Genomic DNA, 25,008 nt, shown 5'->3' on the forward strand with positions numbered 1-25,008 from the left:
TGGAACCAGATGCGTCGTTTCAAACTGATCTGTGCCGGCCTGTTGCTGGTGACCTCGCTGTCAGGCCAGGCGGAGACCCAGGTGCAGGTAGTGGGCCTGTTCCCGGGAGCGGCCGTGCTCAACGTGGACGGCCAGCGCAAGCTGGTGAAGGTCGGCCAGACCGGGCCCGGCGGGGTGGTGGTGGTCAGTGCCGACAGCCGCGGCGCCGTGCTGCGGGTGGACGGCGTGGAACGCACCTACAGCATGACGCGCGAATACAGCCAGGGCTTCGCCGCACCGACCCGCAGCCAGTTGAGCATTGCCCAGGGCGCGGGTGGCCACTACTGGGTCGCCGGCTCCATCAACAGCCACCCGGTGCAGTTCCTGGTGGATACTGGCGCCACCTCGGTGGCGATGAACGAAGCCCAGGCCCGGCGCCTTGGCCTCGACTTCCGCGTCAACGGCCGGCCCATGGTGGTGAGCACCGCCAGCGGTACGGCCAAGGCCTGGCGGGTCGACCTCAATAGCGTGAAGGTCGGCGGCCTGGAAGTCCTTGGCGTCGAAGCCGTGGTGCTGGAAGGCGATTCGCCCACCGAAGCACTGCTCGGCATGAGTTTCCTCAACCGCGTGCGTTGGCGCGAGGAGCAGGGCGTGCTCATGCTGGAATCCAAAATGTAGGGGGTAGCGGCAAGCTTCAAGCCACAAGCGGCAAGTGAAAGCAGTAGGTGCTTGACGATAGCGTCAGTTCGATTCCCACACTGATCAGATTGGAGCTTGTTGTTGATCATTATGATCGACAATTCAGGCTGACCCGCTCGCCGATGCGGCTGTTACAATGCCGCCCTGCCGAATTTTCAGGAGTCTTCAGGTGTCCGTCGTCTTCGTCGCCGCCTCCCAACTGCCTACGCCCTTTGCGGTTTTCACCATGCATGGTTTTCTCGACGAAGCCAGCGGCAAGGAACATGTGGCCCTGACCTTGGGCGACGTGAGCAATGGCGAGCCGGTGCTCGGTCGTCTCCATTCCGAATGCCTGACCGGCGATGCGCTGTTCAGTCTGCGTTGCGACTGTGGTTTCCAGCTGGAAGCCGCGTTGCGTGCCATCGCCGCCGAAGGTCGGGGCGTGTTGCTCTATCTGCGTCAGGAAGGCCGTGGCATCGGCCTGTTGAACAAAATCCGCGCCTACGAGTTGCAGGATGGCGGGGCGGATACCGTCGAGGCCAACGAACAGCTCGGCTTCGGTGCCGACATGCGCGACTACGCGATCTGCAAGCCGATGCTGGAACACCTGGGCATCACCGCACTCAAGCTGATGACCAACAACCCGCGCAAGGTCAACGCGCTGGAAGGCTTCGGCGTGCGGGTGGCGGAGCGCAAGCCGTTGCAGACCGGGCTCAACCCGCACAACCGCAAGTACCTCGCGGCCAAGGCCGGCAAGCTCGGTCATCTGCTCGGCAACCTCCACCAGGGCGAAGTGGAACAGCCATGACCCGTGGCGAAGTGCGGCGCCGACTGGCCATGGAGTGGTGGCGCCAGCTCGCCCTGACCCTGGCCCCGGTATTTGTCTTCAGCCTGCTGTTCGGCAGCGCCGATCCGATCATGCCGGTGTTGCAGATGCCGCTGTTCGTCGCCGGCCTGGCCTCGTTGTTCTTCAGCCTGCCGCAATTCCATGCCTACAAGCGCGGCCTGATCGCCACCGAGAAGGCCCTGGATACCCCCGAAGAGCCGGCAGCCTGGCTCGAACTGGCGCGACGCCGGCGCATTGCCTTCCTGGCGGCCGGGCTCCCCGCCTGGATCGCCGCCCTGGCGGTATTCGTCGGGCTTGAGGCGATCCCCCTGATGTTGCTGGCTATCGCCAGCCTGGTCCTGTTTTACCTCTACCGCATTCCGGCCCAACTGCATTGATGCGCGCTGTCCTGTTCGTCCTCTGTTGGCTGGCCCTGCCGGTGCAGGCGGTCGAACGGGTGGTAAGCCTGGCGCCGTCCCTCAGCGAACTGATGCTGGAGCTGGAGGCCGGAGACCTGCTGGTTGGCGTACTGGACGGTGGCGAGCGGCCGCCGGCGCTGGCGGACAAACCTTCGGTCGGCCATTACGGCCAGTTGGAGATGGAGCGCCTGCTGCGCTTGCGCCCCGATCTCATCCTGCTCTGGCCGGACAGCATCGGCCCCGGCCAGCGCGATCAGCTCCGCCGGCTCGGCATTCCCCTCTACGAGGCCGAGCCGCATCGGCTGGCGGACCTCGCCGATCAGACCGTCGAACTCGGCGAGCGCATCGGCCGGGGCGAGCGGGCCCACCAGGTGACCGCCACCTTCCGCTCGCGGCTGATCGCATTGCAGCAGCGCTATCGGCGCGAGCGGCCGCTGACGGTGTTCTATCAGATATGGGATCGGCCGCTGTACACCGTGGGCGGCCGGCAGATCATCAGCGATGCCCTGCGCATCTGCGGGGCCGAGAATGTCTTTGCCGACCTCCGCCAGCCGGCGCCGCAGATCAGTGTGGAAGCGGTGCTGGCGCGCAATCCGCAGGTGATTTTGGCCAGCGAAGCGAAACTGATCGACGGTTGGAACGCCTGGCCGCAATTGGATGCGGTACGCCATGGACAGGTCTGGGCCGTACCCGACCGGGGCTTGGAGCGCCCGAGCCTGCAGATGCTGGAGGCGACCGAACGGCTGTGCGAGCTGCTGGAACAGGCGCGCTAGTCGGCAATCATGCCGGTGGGTAGCTGTCCAGGGCGCGCTTGATTGCTTCCCGCAGGGCATCGGCGCGTTCGGCCTGGTCGCCCCGGTTGTACATCTCGCCAGTACCGCTCCATACCGGTTGGCCGTCGGCGGCGTCGTAGAGATCGACGCGCACCACGATCACCTCTTCCTCGTAGGTGCGCACGATGGGCACGCTGCCCCAGGCGCCATAGTCATTCCAGTAACGACCGTGGCCGTAGTAGCCGCCGTAGTCCTCGCGGACCTGGCGCAGGCGGCGTTCCAGGCGCATGTCGGCGCTGACCTTGAGATCGGGCGCGGCGCCGGCCTGGGCCGGACGCAGCCCGCGCTGATCGAGGGCGGCACTGAGGGCTTCGCGAATCTGCTCCGGGCTGGCCCAGGCCGAGCCGGCCGGCAGGCGGCCATCGAGCCAGGTCCAGCTGCGGTAGCGCCCATAGTCACGCGGCGCGGCCGGGTAGGCGCTGAGGTCGAGGGTGTTGGCCGCCTGCGGAGGTGCCGGCGGCAGCGGGTTGGAGCTGGCGGTATAGGGATTCGGGCTCTGGCAGCCGGCGAGGCCGAGCAGCAGGGTCACGAGGATGAGACGGTTGGCCATGGCTTCCCTCCGGCGAACGGTCCGTTCGCCGCATTCTACGCCGCCGGACGGCAGATCCAATGCAGGTAGCGTCCCAATCCGGCGAAGTTCGGATGGCGCCGGTAGGCCAGCTCCATCTCCAGCAGGTCGATCAACTCCGCGCGGGCCTGGAATTCCTGGGGCATGTAGTCGTGGAACACCCGCACGCCACTACGGCTTTCGACCGTCCAGAGCCCATCGAGTTGCCCCTCCAGTTCGCGTGGGTCCAGCGGGCGCTGGGGCGTCAGGCTCTGGCCTTCGCCCGCGAACTTCTCCTTGCGCAGCTTGCGGAAGTGGCCTTTGAGCAGGTTGCGGTAGATCAGCGCATCACGGTTATAGAAAGCCAGCGACAGCCAGCCGCCGGGTGAGCAGAGCTGGTGTAGCACGGGCAGGATGGCATGGGGTTCGGCCAGCCACTCCAGCACCGCGTGGCAGAGCACCAGGTCGTAGGGCTCGGTGAGTTGGCCCAGCAGGTCCTGCCAGGGCGCCTGGATGAAGGAGGCCGGTTGCCCGGCCTGGGCGAAGCGTTCGCGGGCGGCTTCGAGCATGGGTTCGGCCGGCTCGGCGAGGGTGACCTGATGGCCGCGCTCGGCCAGCCACAAGGCCATGTGGCCGAGGCCGGCGCCGACGTCCAGCACCCGCAACGAACGTTGCGGCAGCGCTTCGGCCAAGTCGGCCTGGAGCACGGCCAGACGGATCGCGCCCTTGGCACCGCCGTAGATCTTCTCGGCGAAGCGAGTGGCCAGTTCGTCGAAGTGGCGATCCTTCATCGGGCGAATCTCCGCTCGCTGTCGGCCAGTTTGGCGCGCACCGCCTGTTCCATATCGATGCCCAGTTCGGCGCAGAGCAACAGGAGATAAAGCACGATGTCGCCGACTTCCTGGCCGGCGTGCTCCAGTTTTTCCGGAGGCAGGCGGCGCGATTCGTCCTCGCTCAGCCACTGGAAGATTTCCACCAGCTCGGCCATCTCCACGCTGGCCGCCATGGCCAGGTTCTTCGGGCTGTGGAAGCGGCGCCAATCATTGCGGTCGCGGATGGCGTGCAGGCGTTGGGTGAGTTCGTCGAGGTTCATGCGCATCTCCTGGAGGCCGCATAGCTTCCGGTGGATGTGCGGGTGGTGCAAGAGGGCGGGCGCCGGTTTCACTCCAGCATCCGCCAGGCCCCGCTCATATGCGGCAGGTCATCCTTCCCACGCAAGGCGAACTGCCCGTGGGCGGCCGGTTCGCTGGCCAGCAGGCTGACCGAGGCTGGCAGCAGCACCGGCTTCTGGAAGCGCACCTCCACCTCGTATCCGGCATCCGGCAGGTGCCCGGCCAGGGCAGCGAGGCTGCGCGCTTTGTTCCACAGACCATGGGCAATAGCGCGAGGAAAGCCGAACGCCTTGGCGCTGAGGGCAGAGAGGTGGATCGGGTTGTAGTCGCCAGCGACCCGGGCATACATCCGGCCGATGTTGGCCGGGGCTGGCCACTGATCTACCGGCAACAGCGGCAGCGGCGCTTCCTCGATGCGTTCGACAGGCTCGCCGGGCAGACGCACGGCACGGCAAAGGATACGGCTATCGCCCTCCCAGAGCAGGCCGAGCTGGTCCTCCAGGCGGGTGATCAGGCTGAACAGCGCGCCCTTGTCATGGGGTTGCAGATTGTCCACCCGCACACTGACGCGGAATGGGCCGAGGCCGCCGAGGGGGCGCAGCACACGGATGCGGTTTTCCAGATGCACCAGGCCGAGCAGGGGGAACGGAAACCTAGGGTCGGTGAGCAGCTTCATCTGCAATGGGAAGGCGAGGATATGCGGATAGGTGGCCGGCAGCCGGCCATCGTCGCGAAAGCCGCAGACTTGGCGGTAGCGCGCCAGGTGCCGGGGATCGACCTGCACCTCGCAACGCAGACCACGATCCGGCAGAGTCTTGTCCTTCACGCCACGGCGCAGGGCGGCGCGGACGAACAAGCCGGGCAGGGTGGGAAGCGTATGCAGGTCGAGCCAATCGGTGGACATGGGCGATCTCCTTGAAGTGGTCCCGGAAGCTTAGTCAGGCCGGGGCGGGACACATTGGCCGCCTGGCGTGGCGCAGCGGCGGTGCAGTCAATTGCCTTTGTGACGCATTGCGCGCCTTGAGCCGTAACAGCAAAGCTGCATAAGATGGCCCGCCTCACAAATAAGAAGAATGCTGTGAAATGATGCGTGATCTGACCGACGATGTGGCGCTGATGCGCCCGGTGATCGACGCCCTGCGTGCCAGCGGAACCGATCCCGATCGGGTGTTGGGGCGTGTCGGCTTGCCGCCGGGCGGTCTGCCGGCCGGCCGTTTTCCTCATTCCGCCCAGGTACTGTTCTGGAAGGCCGCGGCCGAGGAATGCGGCCAGGAACACGTCGGCCTGTACCTGGCCCGGCACCTGCCGGCCTTTCACGGCCTTCTCCTCGAGTACCTGTTCCTCTCCAGCGAAACCTTCGGCGACGGCCTGCGTCATGCGCTGCGCTACGTGCGCCTGCTTTCCGATACCCTGAATGCCCGCCTCGACGTACAGGGCGAGCTGGCCACTCTGTCCCTGGGGCAGATGTCCGATACCACCCGGCACTTCCCGGAAATGCTCGCCGGGGCGGTGATCCGCCTGTTCGATGCACTCACCGAAGGCGACTTCACCCCGCGTGAGGTACGCCTGATGCACTGCGAAGGCGCCCCGGAAGACCTGTACGAAGAGGTCTACGGCTGCCCGGTACGGCTGGGTGCCGACAGCTATGCGCTGGTCTTCGACGCCGCCGTGCTGGGCAAACCGTCGCGCCACGCGGCGCCGGAACTGCTGCGCATGCATGAATCCCTGGCGCGCCGGCAATTGGCCGAGGTGGAGCGCCTGGATCTGGTGCGCCAGGTGCGTGAGCTGATCGCTGAGCTGCTGGTGGACAGCGGCGCGACCCTGGAACAGGTCGCCGCCCGTCTGAACATGCCGGCCCGCCGTCTGCGCGAGCGCCTGGCCATGGCCGGCGTGCGCTTCAACGACCTGGTGACCGACTACCGCTGCCGACTGGCCAAGGAACTGCTGCTGAAGACGGATGAACGCATCGAAGTCATCGTCGAGCGGACCGGCTTCTCCGAGCCGAGCACCTTCTACCGGGCTTTCAAACGTTGGGTCGGCGAAACCCCGGTGGAATTCCGCCGGCGCGGCAAGGGCGAGGTCTGACGCGGTAGCGACATTGCTCGGGACCGCCCCGCGCCCCTCGGGCGAATGAATTCGCCCCTACACGAAGTCGCCGATTCCGCTCTCCGTAGGAGCCAGCTCTGCTGGCGATTCGTGCGTTCGGCGAGCCCGCTTCGCGAGCAGAGCTCGCTCCTACGATGTTCGGCCGTCCCATTCTCACGCGCCCAGCAGGCTCTGCCCGCACACCCGCAATACCTGGCCGTTCACAGCGCCGGAACCCGGCTGGGCGAACCAGGCCACGGCTTCGGCCACGTCCTGGGGCTGGCCGCCCTGGCCCATGGAGTTCATCCGCCGACCGGCCTCGCGGATGGCGAAGGGGATGGCGGCGGTCATCTGCGTCTCGATGAAGCCCGGCGCCACCGCATTGATGGTGATGCCGCGCTTGCCCAGCGCCGGCGCCCAGGCCTGGGCGAGGCCTATCAGCCCGGCCTTGCTCACCGCATAGTTGGTTTGCCCCATGTTGCCGGCGATGCCACTGATCGAGGCGATCAGCACCACGCGGGCGTTCTCGTGCAGCTTGTCGGCATCCAGTAGCGCCTTGGTCAGCACCTGCGGGGCGCGCAGGTTCACGTCGATCACCGAGTCCCAGAGCTGCTCGCTCATCTTGGCCAGGGTCTTGTCGCGGGTGATGCCGGCGTTGTGGACGACGATATCCAGCCCCTCCGGGAGCGCCTCGACCAGCTTGATGGGCGCATCCTCGGCGCAGATGTCCAGCGCCACCCCGCGTCCGCCGAGGCGGGCGGCCAGGGCGTCCAGCGCCTCCTTGGCCGGCGGCACGTCGAGCAGGATCACCTCGGCCCCGTCGCGTGCCAGGGTTTCCGCGATGGCCGCGCCGATGCCGCGCGAGGCGCCGGTCACCAGGGCCTTCTTGCCGGCCAGTGGGCGTGTCCAGTCTTTCACCTGGGCTGGGCAGGGCGACAGGCGCAACACCTGGCCGGAGACATAGGCGCTTTTCGGCGACAGGAAAAAGCGCAGGGCGCCTTCCAGTTGATCCTCGGCACCCTTGCCGACATACAGCAACTGCACGTTGCCGCCACGGCGGACCTCCTTGCCCAGCGAGCGGGTGAAGCCCTCCAGCGCGCGCTGGGCGCTGGCGGCGAACGGGTCCTTGAGCGATTCCGGCGCCCGGCCGAGCACGACGATGTGCGGGCACAGCGCCAGGCCCTTGAGCGCCGGCTGGAAGAATTCGCGCAACTGGCCGAGCTGGTCGGTGCTGGCGATGGCGCTGGCGTCGAACACCAGCGCCTTCAGCTTCGGCCCGTACTCGGCAGTCCAGCGTGGCAGGCCGTACAAGCCCTCCTGCAGCGCGAACACTTCGTTGGTCAGGCGCGGCAAGCAATCGCCGAGCGCTTCGGCCAGGGCGCCGCCGCCGATCAGCAGCGCCCCGTCCACCGGACGCGAGTGGCCGGCCTCCCAGCGCTCCAGGCGCACCGGTGCCGGCAGGCCGACGGCATCGACCAGGCGGCGGCCGAAGCTGGAGTTGGCGAAGTCGATATAACGATCGGACATGAACGGGCTCCTGCTTGATGAGTCTTCAGTGGTGGACACTCTACCCAGTCGCGCGTTTCACGCATTGACCGGGCCGCCCGGCGCGTCGGCGAGCCGGCCAATGCAGTGTGGAGCCGGCAAGCTAGGCTTCTCTACCTAAAAAGACCGCGAGGCTGCCGAGCAGCCTTCCTACAACCGCAAGGAGTCACCCATGACCCAGCTGCGCCGGGTCGCCATCGTCGGCGGCAACCGTATTCCCTTCGCCCGCTCCAACAGTGCCTATGCCACGGTGAGCAACCAGGAGATGCTGACCGCTGCCCTCGAAGGGCTGGTCGAGCGCTTCAACCTGCATGGCCTGCGCCTCGGCGAAGTCGTCGCCGGCGCGGTGCTCAAGCATTCCCGCGACTTCAATCTGACCCGCGAATGCGTGCTCGGCTCGCGCCTGGCACCGGAAACCCCGGCCTACGACATCCAGCAGGCCTGCGGCACCGGCCTGGAAGCGGCGATCCTGGTGGCCAACAAGATCGCCCTCGGGCAGATCGACTGCGGCATCGCCGGGGGCGTGGATACCACCTCCGACGCGCCCATCGGTGTCAATGAAGGGTTGCGCAAGATTCTGCTGGAAGCCAACCGGGGCAAGAGCACGGGCGACAAGATCAAGGCCCTGCTGAAAGTCCGCCCGCGCCACCTTGCCCCGGCGATCCCGCGCAACGGCGAGCCGCGTACCGGCCTGTCCATGGGCGAGCACTGCGAACGAATGGCGCAGACTTGGGCGATTCCCCGCGACGAACAGGACCGCCTCGCCTACGAGAGCCACCAGAAAATGGCGGCGGCCTACGCCGAAGGCTGGCACGACGACCTGCTCACCCCGTTCCGCGGCCTGACCCGCGACCAGAACCTGCGCACCGACATCAGCCTGGAAAAGCTCGCCACCCTCAAGCCCTGCTTCGACAAAGGGCCGCGTGGCACCATGACGGCCGCCAACTCCACCCCGCTGACCGACGGCGCCTCGGTGGTACTGCTGGCCAGCGAAGACTGGGCCAAGGCCCGTGGCCTGCCGATCCTCGCCTACTTCAAGGATGGCGAGGCGGCGGCGGTGGACTTCGTCAGTGGCGCCGAAGGGCTGCTGATGGCTCCGGTCTATGCGGTGCCGCGTCTGTTGGCACGCAACAACCTGACCCTGCAGGACTTCGACTACTACGAAATCCACGAAGCCTTCGCCGCCCAGGTGCTCTGCACCCTCAAGGCCTGGGAAGACGCCGACTACTGCAAGACCCGCCTCGGCCTCGATGCCCCGTTGGGCGCCATCGACCGCGCCAAGCTCAATGTCAAGGGCAGTTCCCTGGCTGCCGGCCACCCCTTCGCCGCCACCGGAGGGCGCATCGTCGCCAACCTGGCCAAGCTGCTCGACGCGGCGGGGCAGGGACGCGGCTTGATCTCCATCTGCGCGGCGGGCGGACAAGGGGTGACGGCGATTCTCGAACGCTGAGGGAAGGGCACGACCCGTAGTGGGAGTTCCCGGCGCAGCGCTTTTTGTAGGAGCGAGCTTGCTCGCGAACCGGGCCCCACCGACGTATCGCCAGCAGAGCGGGCTCCTACAAAAAAGCCATCGCTATCCGTGGGGCGAACTCATTGGCCCAGGAGTGTTTCGGCGCAGCGCTTTTTGTAGGAGCGAGCTTGCTCGCGAACCGGCCCCCACCGACGTATCGCCAGCAGAGCGGGCTTCTACGAAAAGCCATTGCTACCCGCAGGGGCGAACTCATTGGCCCGGCGCGTAGAGGTCGCTCACCCGCGCTGCCGCGTCCCCAACACCAGGGCGATGCCGCCGAGCACCGCGACGCTGCACAGTACCAGCCGCAGCGTCAGCGTCTCGTCCAACAACAGGCTGCCGGCCAGGGCGGTGAGCACCGGCACGCTGAGCTGCACGCTGGCTGCCTGCAACGAGCGCAATCCGCGCAGCGCGGTGTACCAGATCGCATAACCGACGCCCGAGGTCACCGCGCCGGAGAGCAGCGCGTAGACGAAGCCGGCCTCGTCCCAGCGCATCCCGTCGAGCCAGGCCAGCCCGAGCACCACGGCAAACGGAATCGCCCTCAGGAAATTCCCCGCCGTCGCCGCCAGCGGGTCGGCCACTCCACGACCCAGCAGCGAATACACCCCCCAGGCCACACCGGCCAGCAGCATCAGGACCGCGCTGACGAAGGGCGGTGCACTGGCGCCCGGCAACAGCAACGCCACCAGCCCGGCCATCGCCAGCAGCAACCCCAACGTGGCCCACAAGCCCAGCCGCTCGCCCCGGTACAACCCCCAGCACAACATGCTCACCTGCACCGCGCCGAATAACAGCAAGGCACCGGCTCCGGCATCCAGACGGATATAGGCGAAGGAGAACGCGGCCGCATAAGCGAACAGCGCCAGCGCCGACCACCAGTTCCCCGCCGGCGCTCCATCGCCCCGCCGAAAACGCAGCAACAGCCACAACATCACCGCCCCGGAGAGGATTCGCACCCCGGTGAAACTGGCGGCATCGATCTCCGTTTCCCGCAACGCCAGCCGGCAGAGCAGAGAATTGCCGGCAAAGGCGATCATCGCCAGGGCCGTCAGCAGCAGGGTACGCAGCGGCATGGGCACTCCGTTGTCGGGTAGCCGTGTTGTTGTGATGCGGGGAGTGTAGCCAGCGGGGCAGGCGGGGCGGTATTGGTCGATGGTGGGGGAGCGCCCGTCTGTTTGGTGGCCGGAAGTGTCCTTCGGGTTGGTAAAACATCCTCCGCTCGAATACTGTCAGCCGAGTTACCTGAAGGCAGGGCAGCCGGAGTTGAAGAATCCATGACTGACCGCGAACAACTCCATCGAGAGGGCTATGTGCTGCTCCGTCGAGCGATTCCGGCCGAGTGGCTGGATAACCTTCGCGCCGTGTTCGAAGCGGGCGTGAGGCCGTCGGACCAATGGCCGGTGCCGCGTGGCATGGACTGGCGCCACTCGCTGTTGGACATCGATCCGACGGTTCAGGCCGTGTGTCGTCTGCCGGAGCTGCTGGCGGTGGTCGGTGAACTGATCGGGGAACGGTTCTTCCTCGCCCAGGTGGAGGGGCGCGAGCCCCTGGCGGGCGGCGGGTATCAGCGGTTGCACCGCGACTTGTCGGCCCTGCGGCCCGGCGACAGCGTGAACGCCCTGGCTTATCTCGACGACTATGGCCCCGGGAACGGCGCGACACGTATCGTTCCCGGCAGCCATCGTCCCGCGCGGGAAGCGCCGCCGTTCGACTTCAATGACGAATCCCTCTCCGTGCAGCTTTCAGGCGCCGCCGGCGACATCCTAGTCTTCGATGCCGATCTGGTGCACGCGGGCAGCCTGAATGCGACCGGCGCCCGCCGCCGCTCCATGCTGATCAGCTATTTCTCGGAGCCGCTCTACGCCTCCCATCTGGAAACAGCGAGCCTCCGGGGGATTCGGATGGACAGCTCCGAGCGTTTCGATCCCTCGGATTTTGCCTTGGAGGCGATATAGCCCAACGGCGACCGCAACCGTAGGGCCGTCGCTCAGGGCGTGTTCGCCTGAATCGTTGCTGTCGCGTCGCCCCTTGCTTCGCTGCGCCCGGCAGCCAGCAGGCGCTGGATCTGGGCTTCGGTGTCCGCATAGTTCCCCTCGCCGAAGTGCCGGTAGACGATCCGGCCCTCCCGGTCGATCAGGTACAGCGCCGGCCAGTATTGGTTTCCATAGGCGTCCCAGGTTCGATAGCCGTTGTCCTGTGCCACGGGGTAGGTGATGCCGAAGCGCTTCACCGCGGTCTGCAGATTGCCCAGATTTTTCTCGTAACCGTATTCGGGGGTGTGCACGCCGATCACGACCAACCCCTTGTCCCGGTACTTCTCATGCCATTCCTTCACATAGGGAAGTACACGGATGCAATTGATGCAGGAGTAAGTCCAGAACTCCACCAGCACCACTTTGTCGCGCAGGTGTTCCAGGGTTTGCGGCGGGCCGTTGAGCCAATGGTCGATGCCCCTGAACTCCGGCGCGATTGGCGCCAGCGACCTGTGGGCGGGTTTGGCGGCGGCCGCGCCAAGCGAGTAGCCGGAGGCGAGCAGGCAGGCGGCCAAGAGGGCGATGACGGATTTGAAGGTGGGCATGGTCAGAGTCCTTGCGAAACGGAGGGAAGCCATTGCGTTGCCCAGGCCGACACGAGTACGTCGTACTGAAGCAGTTGAAGGATGCCGACGCTGACGGCGACGGCGCCGAAGATTCGGCGGAACAACGTGGCGCGGCGCTTGAGGAACGACAGCCGGGACGTCACCCAATGGCCGCCGTAAGCGATGAGCAGCATCGGAATGCCAGCGCCGATGGCATAGAGACCGAGCAGCGCGGAGGAGCGTGCAGGCGCCTGCGCGCTGGCGGCGAGCGAAAGCACCGAAGCCAGCACCGGCCCGGCGCACGGCGTCCACGCCAACCCCAGCGAGGCACCGACGAGCAGCGCGCCGGACGGCCCGCCGAGAGGCAGGCGGTTCGCTGCGGCTGGCGCGTAGCCCGCGCGCCATTGGCGCACCCGCGACACCAGCCAGTCGAAAGGCGCCGGCCAAAAGCACGCCAGGCCGGCGATCAGCAACACGACGATCGAAGCGGTGCGAATGCTGCCCTGCAGTTCGCCGGAAGAGGCCGACAGCAGGCCGATCAGCAAGCCGCCCGCGGCAAACGTCGCCGCGAACCCGCCAATGATCAGCAGCGGCTCGCTGCGCCCTCGGCCGGCGCTGGTGGCCAGCACGATGGGCAGCACGGGGAGAATGCAGGGAGACAGGATGGTGGCCATGCCGGCGGCGAGGGCCAATGCATATTCGATCATGGGAGTGCCTGTGGGGCCCGCGCAGTTACGGCGCCAGGTGGGTGAACACGTAGTCGCGGTCTTTCACGCGGGCGGAGTGGCAGGCATGGCAGGTGCGGTGTTGCGCTTCATCGACGGGCTGGCCCTCGACGAAGCGCCCGTAGCCCCAGCCGCCAGTGGCGGCATAGCGTTTGGCGTCTTTGACCATGACCTGCACGGTGGTGGCATCGCCGGGGATGGAGGCCGGTGCGAAGTCGGGAGACGGCACATGCTTCCAGGCCCGCTTGACCAGCACCGTGCCGTCGGGGAACGGTCGCACACCGTCGCGGTAGGCGCGCATCGCCACCGCATTGCCGACGACGACGCGCAACTCGTTCAAGGGGGCCGCTTCCTGCGCCGGTGCGATCAGCGGCCAATCCTGATAGTCGGCGGGCAACTCGACGCCATAGATCGGCGCGGCCGGTCGCCGCTCCTCGCTGCCGTGGGCAGCGAAAACGGTCAGTGCGAGAGCGGTAGAGGCAAGCGCGAGGGTGCGATTCATGGCGAGCATCCTCCGTCAGAGCCGCATGGCGTCGACGACGGCCTGGACGAACGCTTGCGGCGCTTCCTGCGGCGGGTTGTGGCCGATGCCGCCGCGGAAGGTGCGGTGTTCGTACTTGCCGGTGAACCTGCCGGCGTAGCTTTCCGGCGATGGATGCGGCGCGCCGTTGGCATCGCCTTCGATGGTGATCGTCGGCACCGTGATGGCCGGCGTTTTTGCCAGGCGCTGTTCGAGCGCGGCGTACTTCGGTTCGCCTTCGGCCAGGCCCAGGCGCCAGCGGTAGTTGTGCACGACGATGGCGACGTGATCGGGGTTGTCCAGCGCGGCAGCACTGCGGTCGAACGTGGCGTCGTCGAACGCCCACTGCGGCGACGCCAACTGCCAGATCTGTTTGGCGAAATCGTGGGTGTATTGGCTGTAGCCGGCACGCCCGCGCTCGGTGGCGAAGTAGTACTGGTACCACCACTGCAGCTCGGTCTGCGGCGGCAAGGGCTTCTTGCCGGCTTCCTGGCTGCCGATCAGGTAGCCGCTCACCGACACCAGCGCCTTGACGCGCTCCGGCCACAGCGCCGCCACGATATCGGCCGTGCGTGCGCCCCAATCGAAGCCGGCCAGCGTGGCGCGGCGAATCTTCAGGGCATCCATCAGGGCGACCACATCCGAGGCCAGTGCCGCCGGCTCACCGTTGCGGGGCGTCTCGGGCGAGAGGAAGCGCGTGCTTCCGTAGCCGCGCAGGTGCGGAACGATGACGCGATAGCCCTTGGCCGCCAGCTGCGGCGCGACCTCCGCGAAGCTGTTGATGTCGTAGGGCCAACCGTGCAGCAGGATGACCACCTCTCCGTTGGCTGGCCCCCGTTCGGCATAGGCAATGTTGAGATCGCCGGCCTCGATCTGCCGGTTCGCCACCAGCGGCGCGGGAGCGGTGGCCGTATCGTGGCCGAGGGCGGGCGCGGCGCTGGCGGCACTGGCGAACAGGACCTGGGCAGCGAGCAGCCATGACGTCATGGGGGCGGCGCGACGGATGTGCGATTGCATGGGCGTTCTCCTCGAGATTGTGGTGGCGCATCGGTTGTGGCGACGGGGCTATTGCATGCCGCGCACGTATCGGCCACGTGTCGCCGAACCGGCGATTTGTCAGCAACCGGCAGGAAAGCCGCCGCGGATACAAACGCATACAAAGCGGGTCGGTTTGTATCGAAACGTATGCACGGCGGGCGTGGATGCGGTGGGATACGAAGCCGCCATGGGGGGACAACAGGCCGACACATCGCGGCGGTGCAATGGGGCTCCACCCGATAAGGAGTTCCTCCCATGCTGCGCTCTTCCTTCCTGACCGTGCTGATCGCCTTCGCCTCGCTGCCCGCCGGGGCCGACACGCACGAACCCTCCACCCGTACGGACGCACCCACGGTCGTCCTGGTGCATGGCGCGTTCGCCGATGCGTCGAGCTGGGACAACGTGATCGCGCGTCTGCACAAACGCGGCGTGCCCACCGTGGCCGTGGACAACCCGCTGACCTCCCTCGCGGACGACGTGGCTGCCACCCGGCGCGCCATCGCCGGGGCGCCGGGCCCGGTCGTGCTGGTCGGTCATTCCTGGGGCGGCACGGTCATCACCGAGGCGGGCAGCGACCCCAAGGTGAAGGCACTGGTGTACGTGGCGGCGTTCGCCCCCGACGTGGGGCAGACCTCGGCGCAGCAGGGCGAGCACTTCCCGGTCGCGCCAGGGTTGCAGCAATTGCAGGAGCGCGACGGCTTCCTCTCTCTGGCGGCGGATACGGTCGCGACCGACTTCGCGCAGGACCTCGAGCCGGGCGCGGCGCAGGAGGTCTACGCGCACCAATTGCCGTTGAAGGCGAGCGCGCTGTCCGAGCCCGTGACGATGGCCGCATGGCGCTCGCGGCCCAGTTGGTACGTGGCCTCGCGCCAGGACCGCATGCTGTCGCCCGAGTTACAGATCGCCACCGCACAGCGCATCGGTGCCGAGCTACGCTCGGTGGATGCCAGCCATGTCTCGCCGCTGTCGGCACCGGGTGATATCAGCGACGCCATCCTGGAGGCGGGCGGCCTGAAGCCGGACGACGCTTCCTCCGCGTCGTCCGGTCAATGACGGCGAGCCATACTCTGCACGTCGGTCGGACTGCATCCGCAGTCCGCATGCCCGGAGATGAAGATGACGTCCCATGCAGACCACATCCTGGTCGTCGACGACGACCGCGACATCCGCCAGATGGTCGGCGACTACTTGCGCCGCAACGGCCTGCGCGTCAGCCTCGCCGCGGACGGCCGGGAGATGCGCGCGGCGCTGGACACCAGCGACATCGACCTGGTGGTGCTGGACGTGATGATGCCCGGCGAGGACGGCCTGACCCTGTGCCGCAACCTGCGCGCAGGCAAGCATCGCGCCGTGCCGGTGGTTCTGCTGACGGCCCGCGACGACGAAACCGACCGCATCATCGGCCTGGAAATGGGCGCGGACGATTACGTGGTCAAGCCGTTCTCCTCGCGCGAACTGCTGGCGCGCATCAGCGCGGTCATCCGCCGTGCGCGCATGCTGCCGCCCAACCTGCTGGTGAGCGAAGCGGCCCGGCTGATCGGCTTTGGCCAATGGCGCCTGGATACCACCGCGCGCCACCTGCTGGACGAGGACGACACCGTGTATCCGCTCAGCGGCGCGGAGTTCCGCCTGCTGCGCGTCTTCGTCGACCATCCGCAGCGCGTGCTCAGCCGCGACCAACTGCTCAACCTGACCCAGGGTCGCGACGCGGAACTGTTCGACCGCTCCATCGACCTGCTGGTCAGCCGTCTGCGCCAGCGCCTGGGCGATGCCGCACGGGAACAGGCCTACATCAAGACAGTGCGCAGCGAAGGCTATGTGTTCTGCCAGCCGGTGGTGCTGTTCGGTGACGCAACATGAGCGCGCCGACGGCGGCGCTTTGGCGCCGTTTGCTGCCGCGCACGCTGGGCGCGCGCCTCGTGCTGGTCCTGATGGCCGGCCTGTTGCTGGCGCATGCGCTGTCCTTCTCGCTGCTGTTCTATGAACGCGCCGACGCCACGCGCTCGATGATGCTCAGCAACCTGGACGAAGACGTATCGGTCAGCGTCGCCCTGCTGGAACGCCTGTCGCCCGCCGAACGCGTGCAATGGCTGCCGCGGCTGGAGCGGCGCACCTATCGCTACCTGCTGCGCCCCGCGCAACCCGGCACCTCGCTGGTGAGCGACCGCTCGCGGCAGGTGACCGCCACCATCGACAATGCATTGCGCCATCGCTACGCCTTGCAGCCACGGGCGGTGTCGTCCGCGCCGGAGCGTTACGAAGTGGAACTGACCCTGGCCGATGGGCAGCCGCTGACCATCGAAGTCACCCCGTCATTGATGCCCGTCGCGCGCTGGTTGCCGTGGGTGCTCGGCGTGCAGGTCTTGTTGCTGTTGGGGTGCGCCCTGCTGGCCGTGCGCCTGCTGACGCGGCCTCTGGTGCAACTGGCCGATGCCGCGGAGCGGCTGGACCCGGCGCAGGCGGGTAGCGTGGTGCCGCAGGAAGGGCCCCTGGAAGTGGTCAAGGCGGCCAAGGCACTCAACGCCCTGCAGGCCCGCGTCGCCGCCCATGTCGCCGAGCGCATGCACATCCTGGCGGCGATTTCGCATGACCTGCAGACACCCATCACACGCCTGCGACTGCGACTGGAAGCCATGGACGAAACACCGGAGCAACAGCGTCTGCTGCAAGACGTCACCCACCTCAGCCAACTGGTGCGCGAAGGGGTCAGCTACGCCCGCAGCGCCAACGCCGTGACGGGAACAGCCGTGCGCCTGGACCTGCAAGCATTCCTGCACAGCCTGGTCGGCGACTACGAAGACATCGGCAAGCCGGTACGCATCGGCGAACAAATCCAGGCGTCCCTGGAGACGCATCCGCAGGTACTGCGCCGCATCGTCCAGAACCTGATCGACAACGCCCTGGCCTACGGCGGCAGCGCCGAAGCGGCGCTGCGCACGAACGCGACCGGCGCGGTCTGCATCGACGTACTGGATCGGGGGCCGGGGATTCCGGAAGAGTCCCTGGAAGCGGTCCTGCAACCCTTCCACCGGCTCGAACAGTCCCGCGGACGCGCCACCGGCGGCACGGGCCTGGGCCTTGCCATCGCCCAGCAACTCACCCACGCCCTGGGCGGCAAATTGCACCTTCGCAATCGCGAAGGCGGGGGATTACGGGCTACTGTGGAGTTGCGGTCTCGTTAGATGGGTGGTGGTGGTGTTCAGAGTTGGGAGTGGCTGCTTTCGGCCAATAGCAGCCGCTCCTGGCCAGAGACAGCAGCTTGAAGGAGTCTACGAATCTATGGTCGCTTCAGGCTACGATGCTGAGCACTTGCGCCAGTACTGCCACAGTTAATCGGACGCAGCCTGTGATTCCGCTGCGGCCCCTGAAGCGCAAACCCACGCCTGGGCCAAGCTGCCCCGGAGCAATTAAATGCTTATCCACCCGCGTGGTCGCTGCGACCGTGCGCGGCGACGAACATGGCGACGGCCGACCGGCAATAGGATTCGATTTCGTTTTCGTCCTCTGCTCTCGCCTGATCGAAGCGGGCGATCATCAGTAGATCGGACCCTTTGAAGAGCGCGGCAAACAAGCGGGCGGCTTGGAGGGGATCGGGCACGTTGAGAAGCGCCTTCGCGTGAAGTTGGCGCAACAGGGCCTCGATGTCGGCGATGACATGGGCGGCGCCGGCCTCGTAGTGGCGCTTGCTCAGGGAGTTTCGACTCGCTTTATCGGCCATGACCATGGCTTCGATACTGCTGACGTCTGGTCTCAACAGCGTTCGCAGAAGTGATGTTCCCACCGCCATAAGTTGGTCTTCGACCGAACCTTCGGCATCTTCAAGCAGGGCCTGTGGGGCAAACGACTGCTGGCAGCCGGCCGCGATGGCTGCGCTGAACAGCGCCTCCTTGTTCTCGAAGCGCCTATAGATGCTGAGCTTGGATATCTTCGCCCGCTGGGCGACCTTGTCCAACGTCGTCGCTTGAAAACCCAATTCCACAAAAAGTTCGCTCGCAGCGTCGAGTATCGTTTGGGCAAGCGCCTCGTTGGTGGGCCGGCCGCGCCGGCTCTGTATGGCTTCGGTCATGATATTGGTACTTTACAGTATCTTAATTTAAGATATACGATACCATCCGGTATCTTAATTTTGCAATCCAAAGGCTAGGTTATGACCTGCCTTCCAGCGGAGCCCATCACCATGAATGACGTCATCATCATCGGCGGAAGTTTTGCCGGTCTCGCCGCCGCTTTGCAGCTCGGCCGTGCCCGCCGCAAGGTCATCGTTCTCGATACCAGCCAGCCGCGTAACCGCTTTGCCGGTCATTCGCATGGTTTGCTCGGTCACGATCATAAACCGCCGCTGGCCATCCTGGCTGCGGCGCGGCAGCAGCTGGCGCACTATCCAACGGTCAGACTGGTCAATGCCCGGGCGGAGAAAATTTCTGGCGTAATCGACGATTTCAGCGTTGTCACTGACGATCACGACAGCCTAAGGGCCCGCCGCGTGATCCTGAGCTATGGCGTCGTCGACCAGATGCCTGATGTTCCAGGCTTTGCCGAGAGTTGGGGCACGTCCATCGTCCCCTGCCCCTATTGCGACGGCTTTGAAGCCGCCGGCCAGCATTGGGGTCTCGTGTGGTCCGGCCCGCAATCGCACAATCAGGTCAGGCTGTTCCTCGATTGGACCGACAGGTTGACTGTCTTTGCCGATGGTCATGACATTGCGCCTGATATCCAGGCCGATCTGGCACACCGCAACATACCTGTCGTCGACGGGCGGATCGTCGAGATCGCCCATCACCAGGGGCATATCGCTACCGTCAATCTCGACACCGGCCCCACGGTCGCGGTCGACATCCTGTTTGCTCATCCGCGCAACAAGCCGTCCGCAAACCTGCATGAATCGCTGGGCCTTGCCACGATGGGTACGCCCACCGGCGTCGTGCTCAAGGTCGACGAGCGCCGCCAAACCAGCACGCCCGGCATCTACGCCGCCGGCGATCTCACCACGCCCATATTGCCCTCGGTCACCCAGGCATCATCGCAGGGTGCGATGGCGGGTATTTTCGCCCAGCAGTCGATGCTGGCTTGAGCGCATAGAGAGGAGATGCACATGGCCGTCGAACCGGACAGCGCGGGGGTGCGCTTCCCTCCGCCCTTCATCTATCTGGGAGCGCTGCTGTTGGGGCTGGCGGCGGAGCGGTTCGTCGCCATGCGCTCTTTCGGCATCGACCGGTGGTTGCTGGTCGCGACGGGCGCGCTGCTGTTCGCTGCCGGCGCGGCGACGATTCTTGCGGCGGCGGGACTGTTCCGGCGCCTGGGCACCCACGCTCCGCCGTCGCGACCAACGACCCTCATCGCAACGACCGGCCCTTATCGGTGGACCCGCAATCCCATGTATCTCGGCATGGCGCTTGTCTATGCCGGTATTGCGGTCGGCTTCGACGGAGCGATCGCCTTGGCTTTGCTTCCGTTGGTGCTGATCGTGATCCAGAGGCAGGTGATCGCTCGCGAGGAGCGCTATCTCGAAGCTAAGTTCGGCGACGACTATCGCCGCTACAAGGCCGAGGTTCGCCGATGGCTCTGACTATTCCGCAGCTGCCGCCTGCGGGATCTTCTGATAACCAACACCGACTTTCTTGCCGCGGCTACTGAATGGGCCCTGATTTCGTAGATAACCAAGGGCCGCTTTTGGCCGAAAGCGGCCCCAAAACCCCAACCCCCAACAAGAAATACCCCACCATTTCCTCAAATCAACACCGTTGACCTGAATGGCTCACCAAGTATAGGTTAGCCGCATCCGAAGCCCCCGGGCCGCTAGCTGCGAGGTTCCGTATGTCAGGTCGTCAGGCGTTGATCGAGGTTGTGAAGGCGGCTTATGCGGCCTTTTCCGCCCGCAATCCGCAGGGGCTCTTGTGTCTCTGTGCCCGCGATTGTCTCTGGCAGGCGCCTGGGCTTTCGTCGTTCATGCCTTGGGCCGGGGAGCACCAGGGGCATGCCGGGGTGCTGGGGTTCGTCGGGCTTCTGGACCGGCACCTCGAATTCCTGACCTTCGAAGCACAGTCGCTGGTGGTCGATGTCGATCAGGGCCGGGTCGTCGCGTTTGGCGTTGCGCATTGCCGGGTGAGGGCGACCGGGCGTCGCTACACCAATCACTGGGCTCATCTGTTCGTTCTGCGCGATGGGCTGATCACGGTTTTTCGAGAGTACCCAGACACCGCGGCGCAACTGGCTGCGATTCATCCGGCGCTGTATGGGGCCGCTTCGCAAGAGGAAATCGTCCATGAATGAATCCGAACCCTCGGGCTTGCAGGCCCTGCGCGCCTTGATCCGTGGGGAGCTTCCCGCGCCCTCCATCGGCCAGACCATGGGGCTGACGGCGGTAGAGGTGGAGCCGGGGCGCATCACGTTGGAAGCCCGGCCCGACAGCCGCCACCTCAACCCGGCGGGTGCCGTGCATGGCGGTTTCGCGGCGACCTGCCTGGACGGTGCGGCCGCGTTGGCGCTGTTCTCGACCCTCGAAGCCAGCACCGCCCATTCCACCGTCGACCTCAACGTCAAGTACGTGCGGCCATTGAGCGTCGGTGAAACCTACCGGGTGCAGGGCTGGGTCGTGGAACGCACGAAAAGCCTGGCGATCTGCGATGCCCAGGTGCTCGATGCTGCCGGCAAGCTCTACGCCAAAGCCACCACCACGTTCGTCATCCGAGGCTAGCGCGATGAAAGAGCTAATTGTGCGCGGCCCCGGCCGGTTGGTTTGGGAAGAGTCGCCTTCGCCCACCCTTTCCAGCACAGCCAGTGCGTTGGTCAGGCCCATCGCGTCGGCGTCCTGCGATCTGGATCGGCGACTGATCGCGGGTGTCACGCCGTTCAAACCGCCTTTTGCGCTGGGCCATGAATGCGTGGCCGAAGTGCTGGAAGTGGGCGAAGAGGTGACCACCGTGCGGCGTGGCGATCTGGTATCCGTGCCGTGGAAAATCGCTTGCGGGTACTGCGCCCAGTGCCGCGCCGGGCGAGCCACCGCCTGCACCTCGGTGCCGCGCCATGCCGCTTACGGCGTGCCCGCCGGCGGCCACTGGGGTGGGCTGTTCTCGGAAGTGGTTCATGTCCCCTTCGCGGATGCGATGCTGGTGCCGTTGCCGCCCGGCCTGAATCCCCTGGCGGTCGCCAGCGCCAGCGACAACCTGACCGACGCCTGGGTCGCGGCGAGCCGTCCCCACGCGGCACGAGAGGCGGCGCGGGTGCTCGTCGTCGGCGGCACGGAAAGCCTCGGCGTGCTGGCGGTGCAAATGGCGGTCGCGGCAGGCGCGGCCAGCGTGGATTACCTGGACGACAGCGACTACCGCTGCGACCTGGCCGCGCGCAGCGGCGCCAACGTGTCGCTGGATAGGGTCCTCGACGAGCGTTACGACGTGGTCGTCTCCGCCACCCGCGATCCGCAGGCACTGTATCGCGGCCTGCTGGCGCTGGCGCCGGGCGGGCATTGCTCGTGCATCGGCATCCTTTTCGACGACCCCAAGATTCCGCTCTTCGGCATGTATCTGCGCGACGTCACCCTGTCGGTCGGCGTCTGCAATGTGCGCCCGCATATCCCCAAGGTGTTCGAACTGGTGAGCGGCGGGCACTGCGATCCTCTGCTGGTGAGCCCGACCGTGGTGTCATGCGACGAGGCGCCCGAGGCCCTGATTCAGCCGCTGGCCAAGTGCATCGTGGTACGCGAGCGCATCACGTGATGGCTTCAGTTGAGGTGCTCCGCCAGGGCCGTCATCACCTTCACCCAGGCTTCCCGCCCCTCGGCGTCGGTGCAGGAAAACGCCTCGCGCAAGGCCTGCCGCTCCAGTTCGGTCGCCCGCTGCTCCAACGCCTGTCCCTGCTCCGTGAGCGCCAGCAATTTGAACCGATGGCGTTCCGGCTGGCGGCTGTAACAGACCAGCTCGCGCTCGAACAGATGCGTCAGGGGGCGATGCGCCGCTTGCTTGCTCACCCCCAGCGTGGCGGCCAATTCGCCGACGTTGATTTCGTCGGCACGGGCGATGACATACAGGATGCGGTGATGGACGCGCGAGAGACCCTGCGTTGCGAGAAACCGGTCCGCCTCGACCGTCAGCCCGTGGAAGCCGAAGTGCAACAGCTCAAGGGAGTGATCGAGTGGATCGAGCGACTTCATGCGCACCGAGGCCGTGTTGATCTTCTTCTCTATGACCATGCTGCCCCCAACAGACTGAACTGCGGCGAAGCCTAAGCGCTTCGCCCACCCCAGAACAACCCGAACGATCACCCCAAGCGAGTCCACCCATGCAACTCATCCATGCGCCGGCATCACCCTTCGCCCGAAAAGTCCGCGTGCTGGCCTGCGAGGCCGGCCTCTTGCCGCGGATAGAACTGATCGATACCGCCGTTTTGCCGACCACCCTCAATGAACAGGTCAATGCCCTCAACCCGCTGGGCAAGATTCCCGTGCTGCTGACCGATGACGGCGAAGCGCTGTTCGACAGCCGCGTGATCTGCGAATACCTCGACAGCCTGCACGACCGGCCGCACCTGATCCCCACCGAGGCTGCCGCGCGTTGGCGCACCCTACGCCTCGCCGCCCTGGCGGATGGCCTGATGGAAGCTGCGCTGTTGGTGCGTTACGAGCGAGCCGTGCGGCCGGCCGAATACCGGTGGGACGACTGGGCCGAAGGCCAACTGGGTAAGGTGCGTCGAACGCTCACGGCGCTCGAGGCGAATGCCGAGGCGTTGCGGGAGCCGCTGAGCATCGCGCACATCGCCGTGGCCTGTGCGCTGGGATACCTCGATTTTCGTTTCGCCGATCTCGCTTGGCGGAACCGCCACCCGGAACTGGCGAATTTTCAGGAATCGTTCGCGGCCCGCGAGTCGATGCAGGCGACCGTTCCCCGGTGAATTGAAGTTGCCGGGCAAATTAAGTTCTATTGATTGATCTTGTTTTAATTGTTTTTGATGGTGAAAGACTGCTGCAAATCTTCATGGAACGCTGTGCCGGTCATTTCCACCTATGGGGGCCATCAAACCATTTTGGGTTGGTGGCCTTTTAATATTTATGGAATGAGGGAAGCGTTATGAGAATCGGGAGTAGTCATTTTGATGCGATTGCAAGTCTGGTGGAACATACCGCTGTTCAGAAGCAGGCACAAAAAGCGGTTGCCACACTTCACAAAACGGCCGTTTCGGCCGCCTCTCAAGCAGGGCATGAAGTAGCGGCCACTGCGGCGGAGTCTTCGAAAGGCGGTGCCGGCGGCTCAAAGCCGGGGTTTCCAGTCATGAAGTATGCTGCATACCTTGCGGGGCTTGCCTATGCGTACGATAAAACCACGAATAAGTTCTTTCTCTCTACAACCTCCCTGCACGATGGGAAAGGTGGGTTTACCAGCGATGAGAGGCTGAACAACGCCAAGAAAAAAGCCCAGGAATATCACCAGCGCTATCACAGCGGTAGTCGTGACGATCAGAAATCCAACAGCCGGCTTTTGGACTCGCTTAGATTCTGTGGCGATAACCGGTTCGTATCCATGGTCGACTACCGTGCGGCGACCAATGTGCATCTTGCTAATCTTCTTGATACCAAGGAGGCACATGAATCGATGCATACGAATATCAGATGCCTGAAAGGAGAGCTGGCCAATAAGGAAGTTGTGGAAAAACTCAAGCCGGTGAAGGTGCCTCAAGATTTCGATCTGACGAAGACAGCGGCCTATGAAAAGAAAAATAAATATTCTCTGACGGGCGTCCCGAACGAAGAAACAGGCTCCACCGGATATACATCGCGTTCGATTACAAAGCCCTTCGTGGAAAAAGGCTTGAAGCACTTCCTCGACGCAACCCAAAGCGAAAAAGCGCTAACACCCAGGCAATGCGTGGAGTCTTTGGAGGCTTTGCTTCGCAAGGACGGAAAGTTCAATGCCGAAACCCAATTCGCGGCGGGCCAGGCTCTTTTGATATTCAGGCAAGTCTATGCCGGCCCTGACAGCTGGGGCGATGCCGAAAGCGTCGTACTGGCGGACCACTTTGCCAGGGGCCGGGTGACTCAATCGGAGACCGATAGAATCGAATTCAGCCGGCCATTTTTTAAAGACGATTTGGACAAGGGCGTATTCAAACGGAATACCAGCATCGCAGGGCCGTTGTTGAACAGCGCCTATATCCACATGCAGGAAAAAGTCTTCAAGCGAGACCCTGAAACCATAGCGGACCTCAAGCACAAAGCCATGGCGGATTTGCAACACCTGCCGATATCGCACGTCAAGGTCAACGAAAACGGTACGGGGTTCGAAGACTGCTCGGGTTTGGGCGACTCGTTTACCGCGCTCAACGCTACATCCTGCGTCAACCACGCCAGGATCATGAGCGGAGAAAAACCGTTATCCAAAGATGACGTGGCAGTGCTCATCGGAGCGCTCAATGCGGTCTACGACAATGCCAGTGGCATCAGGCACACCCTGAGTGAAATCGCACGGGGCTGTTTCGTCGGTGCGGGGTTCACCATCGAAGACGGCGATGCGTTTTACAAGGAGGGGCGGTTGCAGGAGCTGAGTGCAACAGGGTTATTGAATTGAAGCGGGAGCATCATGCTGCATAGCCATAGCTTTCTGCATCACCTCACTCATGACTTC

General features: G+C 65.3%; 29 protein-coding genes. 17 read left to right on the forward strand and 12 right to left on the reverse strand.

Features of this window, described 5'->3' with window-relative positions; all coding sequences use genetic code 11:
* Positions 1-9 precede the first annotated feature (9 nt).
* The 4 genes from BZL41_RS07470 (at position 10) to BZL41_RS07485 (ending at position 2,675) form a co-directional block, all read left to right on the forward strand.
* The gene (locus BZL41_RS07470) at positions 10-657 is read left to right on the forward strand and encodes a TIGR02281 family clan AA aspartic protease (protein WP_095598703.1); all 648 of its coding nucleotides are present in this window, start codon (positions 10-12) and stop codon (positions 655-657) included.
* Between the two features lie 190 nt (positions 658-847).
* Complete coding sequence (gene ribA, locus BZL41_RS07475) at positions 848-1,465, forward strand: GTP cyclohydrolase II (protein ID WP_095598704.1); 618 nt, start codon at positions 848-850, stop codon at positions 1,463-1,465.
* A complete protein-coding gene (locus BZL41_RS07480) occupies positions 1,462-1,881 on the forward strand; it encodes an MFS transporter (RefSeq protein ID WP_095598705.1) in 420 nt (139 codons plus the stop codon). The genes ribA and BZL41_RS07480 overlap by 4 nt, the downstream gene beginning before the upstream one ends.
* On the forward strand, positions 1,881-2,675 hold the full coding sequence (locus BZL41_RS07485; RefSeq protein WP_095598706.1) for a cobalamin-binding protein: 795 nt from the start codon (positions 1,881-1,883) through the stop codon (positions 2,673-2,675). Before BZL41_RS07480 ends, BZL41_RS07485 begins: the two co-directional genes overlap by 1 nt.
* A 7-nt stretch (positions 2,676-2,682) precedes the next feature.
* On the opposite strand, the gene BZL41_RS07490 is transcribed toward BZL41_RS07485, so the two are convergent.
* The 4 genes from BZL41_RS07490 to BZL41_RS07505 form a co-directional block, all read right to left on the reverse strand.
* Positions 2,683-3,285 (reverse strand): DUF4136 domain-containing protein, encoded by a 603-nt coding sequence (locus tag BZL41_RS07490; RefSeq protein ID WP_095598707.1) that lies wholly within the window; start codon positions 3,283-3,285, stop codon positions 2,683-2,685.
* Between the two features lie 35 nt (positions 3,286-3,320).
* Complete coding sequence (locus BZL41_RS07495) at positions 3,321-4,073, reverse strand: methyltransferase (protein WP_095598708.1); 753 nt, start codon at positions 4,071-4,073, stop codon at positions 3,321-3,323.
* Positions 4,070-4,375, reverse strand: coding sequence for a nucleotide pyrophosphohydrolase (locus BZL41_RS07500; RefSeq protein WP_084339366.1), 306 nt, complete (start codon positions 4,373-4,375; stop codon positions 4,070-4,072). Before BZL41_RS07500 ends, BZL41_RS07495 begins: the two co-directional genes overlap by 4 nt.
* A 68-nt stretch (positions 4,376-4,443) precedes the next feature.
* Positions 4,444-5,298: a MaoC/PaaZ C-terminal domain-containing protein gene (locus tag BZL41_RS07505; RefSeq protein ID WP_095598709.1), complete on the reverse strand. Its 855-nt coding sequence runs from the start codon at positions 5,296-5,298 to the stop codon at positions 4,444-4,446.
* Positions 5,299-5,480: 182 nt separating this feature from the next.
* Here BZL41_RS07505 and BZL41_RS07510 point away from each other — a divergent pair, with 182 nt between their 5' ends.
* Positions 5,481-6,479: an AraC family transcriptional regulator gene (locus BZL41_RS07510; RefSeq protein ID WP_095598729.1), complete on the forward strand. Its 999-nt coding sequence runs from the start codon at positions 5,481-5,483 to the stop codon at positions 6,477-6,479.
* A 174-nt stretch (positions 6,480-6,653) separates the two neighbouring features.
* On the opposite strand, the gene BZL41_RS07515 is transcribed toward BZL41_RS07510, so the two are convergent.
* Positions 6,654-8,006, reverse strand: coding sequence for a 3-oxoacyl-ACP reductase (locus BZL41_RS07515; protein WP_095598710.1), 1,353 nt, complete (start codon positions 8,004-8,006; stop codon positions 6,654-6,656).
* Between the two features lie 190 nt (positions 8,007-8,196).
* On the opposite strand from BZL41_RS07515, the gene BZL41_RS07520 reads away from it, so the two are divergent.
* Complete coding sequence (locus BZL41_RS07520) at positions 8,197-9,474, forward strand: acetyl-CoA C-acetyltransferase (protein ID WP_095598711.1); 1,278 nt, start codon at positions 8,197-8,199, stop codon at positions 9,472-9,474.
* A 296-nt stretch (positions 9,475-9,770) separates the two neighbouring features.
* Here the strand turns inward: BZL41_RS07520 and BZL41_RS07525 are convergent, their stop codons facing one another.
* A complete protein-coding gene (locus tag BZL41_RS07525; protein ID WP_095598712.1) occupies positions 9,771-10,610 on the reverse strand; it encodes a DMT family transporter in 840 nt (279 codons plus the stop codon).
* Positions 10,611-10,811: 201 nt separating this feature from the next.
* Between BZL41_RS07525 and BZL41_RS07530 the strand changes: the two genes are divergently transcribed.
* A complete protein-coding gene (locus BZL41_RS07530) occupies positions 10,812-11,492 on the forward strand; it encodes a phytanoyl-CoA dioxygenase family protein (protein ID WP_095598713.1) in 681 nt (226 codons plus the stop codon).
* A gap of 32 nt (positions 11,493-11,524) precedes the next feature.
* On the opposite strand, the gene BZL41_RS07535 is transcribed toward BZL41_RS07530, so the two are convergent.
* From BZL41_RS07535 to BZL41_RS07550, 4 genes are read right to left on the reverse strand one after another with little or no spacing between them, the layout of a single operon-like run.
* Entirely contained in the window at positions 11,525-12,115 is a 591-nt protein-coding gene (locus BZL41_RS07535) for a thioredoxin family protein (RefSeq protein ID WP_095598714.1), read from the reverse strand.
* A gap of 2 nt (positions 12,116-12,117) precedes the next feature.
* The gene (locus BZL41_RS07540; protein ID WP_095598715.1) at positions 12,118-12,822 is read right to left on the reverse strand and encodes a cytochrome c biogenesis CcdA family protein; all 705 of its coding nucleotides are present in this window, start codon (positions 12,820-12,822) and stop codon (positions 12,118-12,120) included.
* Between the two features lie 25 nt (positions 12,823-12,847).
* Positions 12,848-13,351 carry a cytochrome P460 family protein gene (locus tag BZL41_RS07545; protein ID WP_218224475.1) on the reverse strand — a complete coding sequence of 168 codons (504 nt, stop codon included), beginning with the start codon at positions 13,349-13,351 and terminating at the stop codon, positions 12,848-12,850.
* 6 nt (positions 13,352-13,357) lie between these two features.
* Positions 13,358-14,377 (reverse strand): alpha/beta fold hydrolase, encoded by a 1,020-nt coding sequence (locus tag BZL41_RS07550; RefSeq protein WP_095598717.1) that lies wholly within the window; start codon positions 14,375-14,377, stop codon positions 13,358-13,360.
* Between the two features lie 276 nt (positions 14,378-14,653).
* Here BZL41_RS07550 and BZL41_RS07555 point away from each other — a divergent pair, with 276 nt between their 5' ends.
* From BZL41_RS07555 to BZL41_RS07565, 3 genes are all read left to right on the forward strand, one after another.
* Positions 14,654-15,451: an alpha/beta fold hydrolase gene (locus BZL41_RS07555; protein WP_095598718.1), complete on the forward strand. Its 798-nt coding sequence runs from the start codon at positions 14,654-14,656 to the stop codon at positions 15,449-15,451.
* Between the two features lie 63 nt (positions 15,452-15,514).
* On the forward strand, positions 15,515-16,258 hold the full coding sequence (locus tag BZL41_RS07560) for a response regulator (protein WP_095598719.1): 744 nt from the start codon (positions 15,515-15,517) through the stop codon (positions 16,256-16,258).
* Positions 16,255-17,580: a HAMP domain-containing sensor histidine kinase gene (locus BZL41_RS07565; protein ID WP_095598720.1), complete on the forward strand. Its 1,326-nt coding sequence runs from the start codon at positions 16,255-16,257 to the stop codon at positions 17,578-17,580. The genes BZL41_RS07560 and BZL41_RS07565 overlap by 4 nt, the downstream gene beginning before the upstream one ends.
* Positions 17,581-17,813: 233 nt before the next feature.
* On the opposite strand, the gene BZL41_RS07570 is transcribed toward BZL41_RS07565, so the two are convergent.
* Entirely contained in the window at positions 17,814-18,464 is a 651-nt protein-coding gene (locus BZL41_RS07570) for a TetR/AcrR family transcriptional regulator (RefSeq protein WP_095598721.1), read from the reverse strand.
* A 111-nt stretch (positions 18,465-18,575) separates the two neighbouring features.
* Here BZL41_RS07570 and BZL41_RS07575 point away from each other — a divergent pair, with 111 nt between their 5' ends.
* The 5 genes from BZL41_RS07575 (at position 18,576) to BZL41_RS07595 (ending at position 22,110) form a co-directional block, all read left to right on the forward strand.
* Positions 18,576-19,469, forward strand: coding sequence for an NAD(P)/FAD-dependent oxidoreductase (locus tag BZL41_RS07575; protein ID WP_095598730.1), 894 nt, complete (start codon positions 18,576-18,578; stop codon positions 19,467-19,469).
* Between the two features lie 21 nt (positions 19,470-19,490).
* On the forward strand, positions 19,491-19,964 hold the full coding sequence (locus BZL41_RS07580) for an isoprenylcysteine carboxylmethyltransferase family protein (RefSeq protein WP_095598722.1): 474 nt from the start codon (positions 19,491-19,493) through the stop codon (positions 19,962-19,964).
* Between the two features lie 248 nt (positions 19,965-20,212).
* Entirely contained in the window at positions 20,213-20,668 is a 456-nt protein-coding gene (locus tag BZL41_RS07585; protein WP_095598723.1) for a nuclear transport factor 2 family protein, read from the forward strand.
* Positions 20,661-21,092: a PaaI family thioesterase gene (locus BZL41_RS07590; RefSeq protein WP_095598724.1), complete on the forward strand. Its 432-nt coding sequence runs from the start codon at positions 20,661-20,663 to the stop codon at positions 21,090-21,092. Before BZL41_RS07585 ends, BZL41_RS07590 begins: the two co-directional genes overlap by 8 nt.
* 4 nt (positions 21,093-21,096) lie before the next feature.
* On the forward strand, positions 21,097-22,110 hold the full coding sequence (locus BZL41_RS07595; protein WP_095598725.1) for a zinc-binding dehydrogenase: 1,014 nt from the start codon (positions 21,097-21,099) through the stop codon (positions 22,108-22,110).
* Positions 22,111-22,115: 5 nt separating this feature from the next.
* Here BZL41_RS07595 and BZL41_RS07600 read toward each other — a convergent pair whose 3' ends face one another.
* Positions 22,116-22,583: a MarR family winged helix-turn-helix transcriptional regulator gene (locus BZL41_RS07600; RefSeq protein ID WP_095598731.1), complete on the reverse strand. Its 468-nt coding sequence runs from the start codon at positions 22,581-22,583 to the stop codon at positions 22,116-22,118.
* A gap of 89 nt (positions 22,584-22,672) precedes the next feature.
* Between BZL41_RS07600 and BZL41_RS07605 the strand changes: the two genes are divergently transcribed.
* On the forward strand, positions 22,673-23,281 hold the full coding sequence (locus BZL41_RS07605; protein ID WP_095598726.1) for a glutathione S-transferase: 609 nt from the start codon (positions 22,673-22,675) through the stop codon (positions 23,279-23,281).
* Between the two features lie 176 nt (positions 23,282-23,457).
* Positions 23,458-24,951: a XopAG/AvrGf1 family type III secretion system effector gene (xopAG, locus tag BZL41_RS07610; protein WP_095598727.1), complete on the forward strand. Its 1,494-nt coding sequence runs from the start codon at positions 23,458-23,460 to the stop codon at positions 24,949-24,951.
* Positions 24,952-25,008 lie beyond the last annotated feature (57 nt).

This window comes from Pseudomonas sp. PIC25 (assembly GCF_002286785.1).
Lineage (GTDB): Bacteria > Pseudomonadota > Gammaproteobacteria > Pseudomonadales > Pseudomonadaceae > Pseudomonas_M.

Excerpts from the sequence above, each read along its gene's own strand:
- BZL41_RS07470 (WP_095598703.1), top strand. The coding sequence starts at position 10 with ATGCGTCGTTTCAAACTGATCTGTGCCGGCCTGTTGCTGGTGACCTCG.
- BZL41_RS07480 (WP_095598705.1), top strand. The coding sequence starts at position 1,462 with ATGACCCGTGGCGAAGTGCGGCGCCGACTGGCCATGGAGTGGTGGCGC.
- BZL41_RS07485 (WP_095598706.1), top strand. The coding sequence starts at position 1,881 with ATGCGCGCTGTCCTGTTCGTCCTCTGTTGGCTGGCCCTGCCGGTGCAG.
- BZL41_RS07490 (WP_095598707.1), bottom strand. The coding sequence starts at position 3,285 with ATGGCCAACCGTCTCATCCTCGTGACCCTGCTGCTCGGCCTCGCCGGC.
- BZL41_RS07495 (WP_095598708.1), bottom strand. The coding sequence starts at position 4,073 with ATGAAGGATCGCCACTTCGACGAACTGGCCACTCGCTTCGCCGAGAAG.
- BZL41_RS07500 (WP_084339366.1), bottom strand. The coding sequence starts at position 4,375 with ATGAACCTCGACGAACTCACCCAACGCCTGCACGCCATCCGCGACCGC.
- BZL41_RS07505 (WP_095598709.1), bottom strand. The coding sequence starts at position 5,298 with ATGTCCACCGATTGGCTCGACCTGCATACGCTTCCCACCCTGCCCGGC.
- BZL41_RS07510 (WP_095598729.1), top strand. The coding sequence starts at position 5,481 with ATGCGTGATCTGACCGACGATGTGGCGCTGATGCGCCCGGTGATCGAC.
- BZL41_RS07515 (WP_095598710.1), bottom strand. The coding sequence starts at position 8,006 with ATGTCCGATCGTTATATCGACTTCGCCAACTCCAGCTTCGGCCGCCGC.
- BZL41_RS07520 (WP_095598711.1), top strand. The coding sequence starts at position 8,197 with ATGACCCAGCTGCGCCGGGTCGCCATCGTCGGCGGCAACCGTATTCCC.
- BZL41_RS07525 (WP_095598712.1), bottom strand. The coding sequence starts at position 10,610 with ATGCCGCTGCGTACCCTGCTGCTGACGGCCCTGGCGATGATCGCCTTT.
- BZL41_RS07530 (WP_095598713.1), top strand. The coding sequence starts at position 10,812 with ATGACTGACCGCGAACAACTCCATCGAGAGGGCTATGTGCTGCTCCGT.
- BZL41_RS07535 (WP_095598714.1), bottom strand. The coding sequence starts at position 12,115 with ATGCCCACCTTCAAATCCGTCATCGCCCTCTTGGCCGCCTGCCTGCTC.
- BZL41_RS07540 (WP_095598715.1), bottom strand. The coding sequence starts at position 12,822 with ATGATCGAATATGCATTGGCCCTCGCCGCCGGCATGGCCACCATCCTG.
- BZL41_RS07545 (WP_218224475.1), bottom strand. The coding sequence starts at position 13,351 with ATGCTCGCCATGAATCGCACCCTCGCGCTTGCCTCTACCGCTCTCGCA.
- BZL41_RS07550 (WP_095598717.1), bottom strand. The coding sequence starts at position 14,377 with ATGCAATCGCACATCCGTCGCGCCGCCCCCATGACGTCATGGCTGCTC.
- BZL41_RS07555 (WP_095598718.1), top strand. The coding sequence starts at position 14,654 with ATGCTGCGCTCTTCCTTCCTGACCGTGCTGATCGCCTTCGCCTCGCTG.
- BZL41_RS07560 (WP_095598719.1), top strand. The coding sequence starts at position 15,515 with ATGACGTCCCATGCAGACCACATCCTGGTCGTCGACGACGACCGCGAC.
- BZL41_RS07565 (WP_095598720.1), top strand. The coding sequence starts at position 16,255 with ATGAGCGCGCCGACGGCGGCGCTTTGGCGCCGTTTGCTGCCGCGCACG.
- BZL41_RS07570 (WP_095598721.1), bottom strand. The coding sequence starts at position 18,464 with ATGACCGAAGCCATACAGAGCCGGCGCGGCCGGCCCACCAACGAGGCG.
- BZL41_RS07575 (WP_095598730.1), top strand. The coding sequence starts at position 18,576 with ATGAATGACGTCATCATCATCGGCGGAAGTTTTGCCGGTCTCGCCGCC.
- BZL41_RS07580 (WP_095598722.1), top strand. The coding sequence starts at position 19,491 with ATGGCCGTCGAACCGGACAGCGCGGGGGTGCGCTTCCCTCCGCCCTTC.
- BZL41_RS07585 (WP_095598723.1), top strand. The coding sequence starts at position 20,213 with ATGTCAGGTCGTCAGGCGTTGATCGAGGTTGTGAAGGCGGCTTATGCG.
- BZL41_RS07590 (WP_095598724.1), top strand. The coding sequence starts at position 20,661 with ATGAATGAATCCGAACCCTCGGGCTTGCAGGCCCTGCGCGCCTTGATC.
- BZL41_RS07595 (WP_095598725.1), top strand. The coding sequence starts at position 21,097 with ATGAAAGAGCTAATTGTGCGCGGCCCCGGCCGGTTGGTTTGGGAAGAG.
- BZL41_RS07600 (WP_095598731.1), bottom strand. The coding sequence starts at position 22,583 with ATGGTCATAGAGAAGAAGATCAACACGGCCTCGGTGCGCATGAAGTCG.
- BZL41_RS07605 (WP_095598726.1), top strand. The coding sequence starts at position 22,673 with ATGCAACTCATCCATGCGCCGGCATCACCCTTCGCCCGAAAAGTCCGC.
- xopAG (WP_095598727.1), top strand. The coding sequence starts at position 23,458 with ATGAGAATCGGGAGTAGTCATTTTGATGCGATTGCAAGTCTGGTGGAA.